Below are 6,334 nucleotides of genomic sequence, written 5' to 3'. Positions count from 1 at the left end.
CCCGCTGATCATCGTGGACGCAGGCCATGGCGGCCACGATGGCGGAGCGGTGGCGAACGGCGTCATCGAAAAGAACCTGTCTCTCGACATTGCCCGGCGGCTGCAGCGCGAGCTGGAGGCCCGCGGCTTGCGCGTGCGCATGACTCGTGATGCGGACGTCTTCCTGCCGCTCGAAGAACGGGCCGCTTTCGCCGCCAAACACGGTGCCGCAGCCTTTGTCAGCGTTCACCTCAACACCGATGGGGAAGGCAGCGACGCCGAAGGCATCGAAACCTACTTTGCCGAGGCCCGACCGCTTTCCAGCCGCCAACGGGTTGCCACCGGCTCCGCTCCAGCGTCCGGCAGCTCTGACTTCGCCGCTGCCGTTCAGCGCAGCGTCTGCGCTGGCACGAAAGCGCAGAACCGGGGGACCAAGGCACGCAGTTATGCCGTGGTGGCCCAGGCCGCGTGTCCTGCGGTGCTCGTCGAATGCGGCTTCATCACCAGTGCGGCGGAGTCCGCACGGCTGAAACGTGAAAGCTACCGTGATCAGGTCGCCGTCGGCATCGCGGGCGGCGTGACGCTGTTCCTCCAGACGCAGCCGGCGCAGAGCAGTCTCGTCGCCAGTGCGGCGGAGTGAAAAACGCGGGACAAACCGTGGCTTCCCGGCGTAAATCAACGCGCTTGCCCGAATCTCCCGCCAGCATCGCCTCGTCCACCCGTCGTGCGCTTTACGCGCTGGCGCTGCTGGCGTTCGCTTCAGCAGCCTTCCATGGCTTGTTCTCCGCCGTGGCCTACCGGTGGAATTGGGAAGGCGTGTGGCGTTACCGGCAGCAGTTCGGCTACGGCTGGCTCACCACGATGGGCCTCTCCCTGGTGGCGATGGTCGTCAGCGTCGTGCTGGGCTTTCTGCTGATGCTGGGCCGGCGCTCACCCTGGGAACTGGTGCGCATGGGCTGCGGCGCCGTGGTGGAGCTGGTGCGGGGATCGCCGCTGCTGGTTCAGCTCCTCATCGGCCACTACATCATCGCGAACGCGCTGCGCATCGACGAGCCCATGGTCACCGGCATCATCCTGCTCGGTTGTTTTGAGGGCGCTTATCTGGCCGAGATCTTCCGCGGAGCGGTGGAAAGCATCAGCGCCTCGCAGCTGGAGGCCGCGCGGGCCGTCGGTTTCGACAAGGTGCAGACGTATCGCTTCGTCATCATCCCGCAGGCGCTGCGCCGGGCGCTGCCTGGCACCACCGGGCAGCTCGTCTCGCTGATCAAAGACTCCTCGCTGCTCTCCGTCATCGGCATCGAGGAACTGGTGCAGAAGGTCAAAATCATGAACGCGGCCACCTACAAGCCGCTGGAGGGCTTTTTGCCGCTCGCTCTGGCCTATCTGGTCGTCACGCTGCCGCTGTCGCATCTCGCACGCCGGCTGGAAGGGAGGTTTGCGTATGAAACTTGAAACGCAGGCCGTGACCAAACGCTACGGCGCACACGCCGCGCTCGACGGTGCCTCTTTTGCCACTGGGGACGAGGCGCGCGTCATCGCGCTGCTCGGGCCTTCCGGCGGCGGCAAATCCACGCTGCTGCGTGTGCTCGGCTGCCTGCTCGTGCCGGATGAAGGCAGCATCAGCATTGATTCGAAGGTGCTGCCTCACGACGATGACGGCGCGTTGCAGGCCCGCCGCGAAAACGGCTTCGTCTTCCAAGGCTACAACCTCTTTCCACACCTCACCGCGTTGCAAAACATCACGCTGCCACTGCGGGAGGTGCATGGCATGAATGCCACGGAGGCGGAACAACGGGCGCTGGAACTGCTGCATCGCCTCGGGCTCGAAAATCACGAGCACAAGCGGCCCAGCCAGCTTTCCGGCGGCCAGCAGCAACGCGCTGCCATTGCCCGTGCTCTCGCACCGAAGCCACGCCTGCTGCTGCTCGACGAACCGACCTCCGCCCTTGATCCCGTGGTGACCGGCGAGGTGCTCGATGTCATCCGCGAACTGGCCGAGGCCGGTCAAAGCATCATCCTGGCCACGCACGAGATCAGCTTTGCGCGCAAAGTGGCCGACTGGGTCGTTTTCCTCGCCGCTGGCAAGGTCCAGGAGTCATCGCCCGCCGCGGACTTTTTCACACGGCCGAAAACGCAACTGGCGCAGGCTTACCTCGAAGGCTTGTCGAAGTATCGCTGACGCGAAGCAAAGTAGCCCTCTCGCTCCGTCGAGAGGAGCGCTCAGCTCATCTTGCGGAGCGAGATGGCTGCTTTGCTTTCGCGTCCAAACACACGCTTCGATAAGAGACCGCCATCAAATCGAGGCTGAAATGCGTCTTCACACGCTCCAGTGCTTTCCCGCGCATGTGTGCACGTAATTCGCCATCCTCCAGCACTCGCAACAATGCCGCGGCCAGCGCCTCGGCATCACGTGGGGGTGTCAAAAAGCCGGTGACGCCCTGCTCCACCTGCTCATTCGCCCCGCCGACGGCTGTGGCGACGATCGGCAATCCTGAAGCCATCGCCTCCAACGAGGCGTTCGGGCAGCCGCTCGGCTCCGAGATCATCGCAAACACGCAAATGCTGTCGTGGAAAGGCTCCAGAGGCGTGATTTCGCCGCACCACTCCACGGGCAGGTCGCTGGTGCTTTCCATCAGCGCCTTGGCATAGGCTTCCTGGCCGGAATCGGCCGCTCCGGCGATGCGCAATCGCGTTTGCGGCAGCTTTGCATGCAGCAGCCGAAACGCGGCGATCAGGTCTTCCAGACGCTTGTGCGGATGAATGCGTGCCGCGGTGCCGATCACCCCCTTCGCGTGATCCGCCTCAGGTTTGGCGTCGCGAGGCGTCACACCGTTCGGAATGAGGCTCACGGGGCGTTGAAACACCTTTTCCGCCAGTTCGACCTCCCTGGCGTGCTTCACGATGACTCCGGTCAGGAGCCGTCCGTAAGCCGCAGCGTCCGAAAGCGGCAATCCAGGTCGTGGTTTGGCGAAATAGCGTTCCAGCGAGGCGAACAGCATCTCTCCCGGGCTCACCTCAAAGACGCGGGTGTCATGCAGTGCGTCGGCCAGCAGCAGTTTGAATTCAGGAATCACGTTCCAGAACAAAACGGCCTCCGGTGGCTCCCCAGCGAGCTGTTCGAGCAACGGCGACAGAGCCCGCAGGGCCTCGCCGGGTTCCAAGGCAGTCACCGGAACGCCTGCTTCGATCAAAGCGCTCCGTCCTGGAGTCGGATCGTCAGGATTCTCCTGAAGGACGACCGCGCGCACCCTTTCACCCATCTCACGTAACTTGATCAGCAGGCGTCTGGCGCTGCTTTGCGCACCGCCGGTGGAGAAATTGTTCGTGATCAGCAGCAGGCCGCGTTTCGGCGTCGCACGGCGGCACACGAGTGATCGCATCAGCCACGCGTGGCGTTCTGTCATCACGCGTGTGGTGAAATCCGGTGCCAGTTGCCCCTGGCCACGTTTTCCGGCCATTTCACGAATGGCGGCGGCAAAGGCGGCCGGACTGGCATCGACAGGCAGCAGCTTCATCATGCCGGGGTGCTTCGCCGACACTTCCGTGGCTCCACCGACATCGGTCGCGACGACGGGCAGACCCGCCGCCAGTGCTTCCAGTTGTGCGAGGCTCAGACCCTCGTGGGCGCTCGTGGAGACAAACACATCCGCCTTGGCGAGCAGCGCGTGAACGTCCTCCACCGCGCCCAGCCACTGCACACGCTGCTCCAAGCCCTGTGTCGCGATCTTGTGCTGGCATTCCCGCACTTCGGCCTGTGCATCTGGGTGAATGGCCGACGGCTCGCCCGCGATGAGCAAGGTCGTCTCTGGCAGGGCGGCCAGCACGTCCATCAGCAGCGGCAGACGCTTCTGCGGCCGCGGGTTGGCGATGGCGACGAGTGTCACCGGCGTGGTTCGCGGTTCGTGCGGCGGTTCGAGGGCTGGGCACGTGATCCCATTCCAGATCGTCCGCACCGCGTGCTGTGGAAACGGGGCTTCGATCTCCCTCGTCACGGCCAGCGAGCAGCCGATGAGCAGCGCGTCCGGACGTTGTTGCAGTTGTTCGATGGCCTCCGGCCAGCTTTGCCGCTGGTTGTGAAAGGTGACCATCAGAGGCATCTGCGGATCGAGCATCGCCAGCGTCTCGCCATCGATCAGATGCGCGTGGATGGCATCCGCGCCGATCTGACGGGCCACGCGCATGATTTCCGCCGCACGGAGGGCCGGATCAGGCGGCAGGCGCAGCTGGATCGCGTCCGCAGGAGCGGGAAACGGCGCGCGTGTGGGCGAGCCGACCGTCAGCAGCCGCGAACGGATGCCCGAGCGCGGCAGTTCGCGATGCAGATCGATCACGATGCGCTCCGCGCCGCCGCGTTGCAGGCTGGTGATGACTTGCAGCACGCGAAGATGCGGGTCGAAACCGACATCCAGCGCCGCATGCCGGATCACCCGCCAGCCGCGTCGCAGCGCTGCGGTGGCGATGTCGTTCAAGCGGGCCGCATGAAGCTGTTTTGCGGCAGATTCGTTCAACCACAGGCTGCGAATGTGCGGGATGCCAGCCTCGGCGCGAAACAGACCGCCGTTCGCCCGCAGGACGGCATTCCATTCGGCGTCTGGCTGGTTTCCATCAAGGGTCGCACCGATCAAAACGACCGGTTCGTCGATGGCAGGGATGAAAACGTGGTCACGCGGGCTCCAGGCGCCGGATTCGACGTGCCAACCGGCCTGCCACGCGTGAGCGTCTTGGAGTGCTCCAGCCCCCTGGAGCTTTTCCGAGTGGTGGTGAGGCTCGAAAGCGCCGGAGGGCCGGCGCACTCCAGGACGCTGGCGCGAATGCGGGAGCCCCAGCCCGGTGCGCTTCGCCAGCCAGGGCGGTTCATGGGCGCTCTCGATGATCCAGTCCGGTCCGTCCATGCTCAGTAGGCGGACGGATAGCGGGAGGAGGATGAACTGAAGCTGCTGCGGCGGTCATCATCGTCAAAACCATGCGATACGACCGTGCTTTCCGTGCCGGCAGCGCCGCCGGTCGTCTGCACGCGGACGGAGGTCGGTCTGCGACCGGTGAGGATGAACTGCCCCTGCGGTCCAGGCGTGAAGGTGATGTCATCGGCGATCTGACGCCCGCCCACGACGCATTCGTAATGCAGCAGCGAGCCTGCGGCCTCAGCGGGGCCGGTGATGTAGAAGCCGTCCTCCGTCAGGGTGAAACCGAAGCGGTGGGAAAGCCCGGACGGCTTTGAGGAGAACAAGTCCGCAGCCTGAACGCCGGTCAGCGCGGAAGAGATGGCCGTCGGGAAGCTCGTGCCGCCGCGCAGGCCGCGCAGTTTGCGCATGATGTAAAGCACGAGGACCAGCGGGATCACGAAGCGAAACAGGCCCGCGAACCAGCCGCCGCCGGACGGGCGCTCCTCCAGGTCAAACGACTCCATCGTCTCCCGCGGGACATGCGCGGTGGTTGTGGCTGATGGCAGTGTTGACGGCGGTGGGGCTGGAGGTGGAGGCGTCACCGCAGCCGCGCGTTGTGTGGAGCACACAATGCGGAAGCCGTTGTCGGCATTGCGGCTGCGGGCGTCGTTGCGATAGCGCTCGGCGGAGCGGGCGTGCGATTTGTCACTGAGAAACGACCCGCCGCGCAGCACCTGGCGGGGCTTGTCGGACAGGTTGCGATTGGTCTGCACCGGATCGGTCGCGTTGCCAGCGGGGTAGGGGGCATACCAGTCGCGGCACCACTGCCAGACCGGCCCGTAGAAGTCGTGGAAGCCCCAGGCGTTGGGTTTCAACTCCCCGACGGGATGCGTCTGGTTCATGCCGTTTCCGCGATGCCAGGCCACGTCGTCCAGCGGCTCGGCATAGCGTGCGGCGGTCGTTCCTGCGCGGCAGGCATACTCCCACTGGGCCTCAGTGGGCAAGGAGCACAGGCGGCCGGTCTTCGTGCTGAGCCATTGGCAGAAAGCGGCGGCATCTTGCGCGGAGACGAGGCAGACGGGATGATCGTCGGTCTGTTCAAAGCCCGGATTCCGCCAGGTGAACTGCTTTTGCTGCACCAGTTTGCCATCCACGACACCGAAACCACCGGACGGGCCGGATTCGGCCTCGGTGCGGAACCGACGGGCTTCGACGAAGCGTGCAAACTGGCCGCGGGTGACGGGGAACTTCGCCATGTAGTAGGCGCGTGAGATCGTGACCCGCCGCCGTGGTGATTCATCGGCTTCGCGGCCGTCCTCGCTTTCGGGCGAGCCTTGCTCAAAGCCGCCGGGTTGGACGAGGATGAGGTCCATGACCACGCCGCTGCCGAGATCGAGCTGCAACGTGGGTGTTTGGGCCTGGGCGGAGGCCAGCGCGAGCAGGAAGAGGAGTCGTTTCATGCGGCGGAACGA

At 65.1% G+C, this 6,334-nt stretch carries 5 protein-coding genes; 3 read left to right on the top strand and 2 right to left on the bottom strand.

Annotation, left to right across the window (positions count from 1 at the left end):
• The 3 genes from IAE77_RS26145 to IAE77_RS26135 form a co-directional block, all read left to right on the top strand.
• On the top strand, positions 1-619 hold a 619-nt coding region (locus IAE77_RS26145), incomplete at its 5' end, for an N-acetylmuramoyl-L-alanine amidase (RefSeq protein WP_294233161.1).
• A 44-nt stretch (positions 620-663) separates the two neighbouring features.
• Positions 664-1,431 (top strand): amino acid ABC transporter permease, encoded by a 768-nt coding sequence (locus tag IAE77_RS26140; protein WP_294233158.1) that lies wholly within the window; start codon positions 664-666, stop codon positions 1,429-1,431.
• On the top strand, positions 1,421-2,158 hold the full coding sequence (locus IAE77_RS26135; RefSeq protein ID WP_294233156.1) for an amino acid ABC transporter ATP-binding protein: 738 nt from the start codon (positions 1,421-1,423) through the stop codon (positions 2,156-2,158). Before IAE77_RS26140 ends, IAE77_RS26135 begins: the two co-directional genes overlap by 11 nt.
• 46 nt (positions 2,159-2,204) lie before the next feature.
• On the opposite strand, the gene IAE77_RS26130 is transcribed toward IAE77_RS26135, so the two are convergent.
• Entirely contained in the window at positions 2,205-4,871 is a 2,667-nt protein-coding gene (locus IAE77_RS26130) for a glycosyltransferase (protein WP_294233153.1), read from the bottom strand.
• 2 nt (positions 4,872-4,873) lie between these two features.
• Entirely contained in the window at positions 4,874-6,322 is a 1,449-nt protein-coding gene (locus IAE77_RS26125) for an SUMF1/EgtB/PvdO family nonheme iron enzyme (protein WP_294233149.1), read from the bottom strand.
• Positions 6,323-6,334 lie beyond the last annotated feature (12 nt).

The organism is Prosthecobacter sp. (assembly GCF_014879935.1).
Lineage (GTDB): Bacteria > Verrucomicrobiota > Verrucomicrobiia > Verrucomicrobiales > Verrucomicrobiaceae > Prosthecobacter.
Note: the sequence above shows the minus strand (reverse complement) of the source record. Positions and strands in the feature narration are given on the sequence as shown.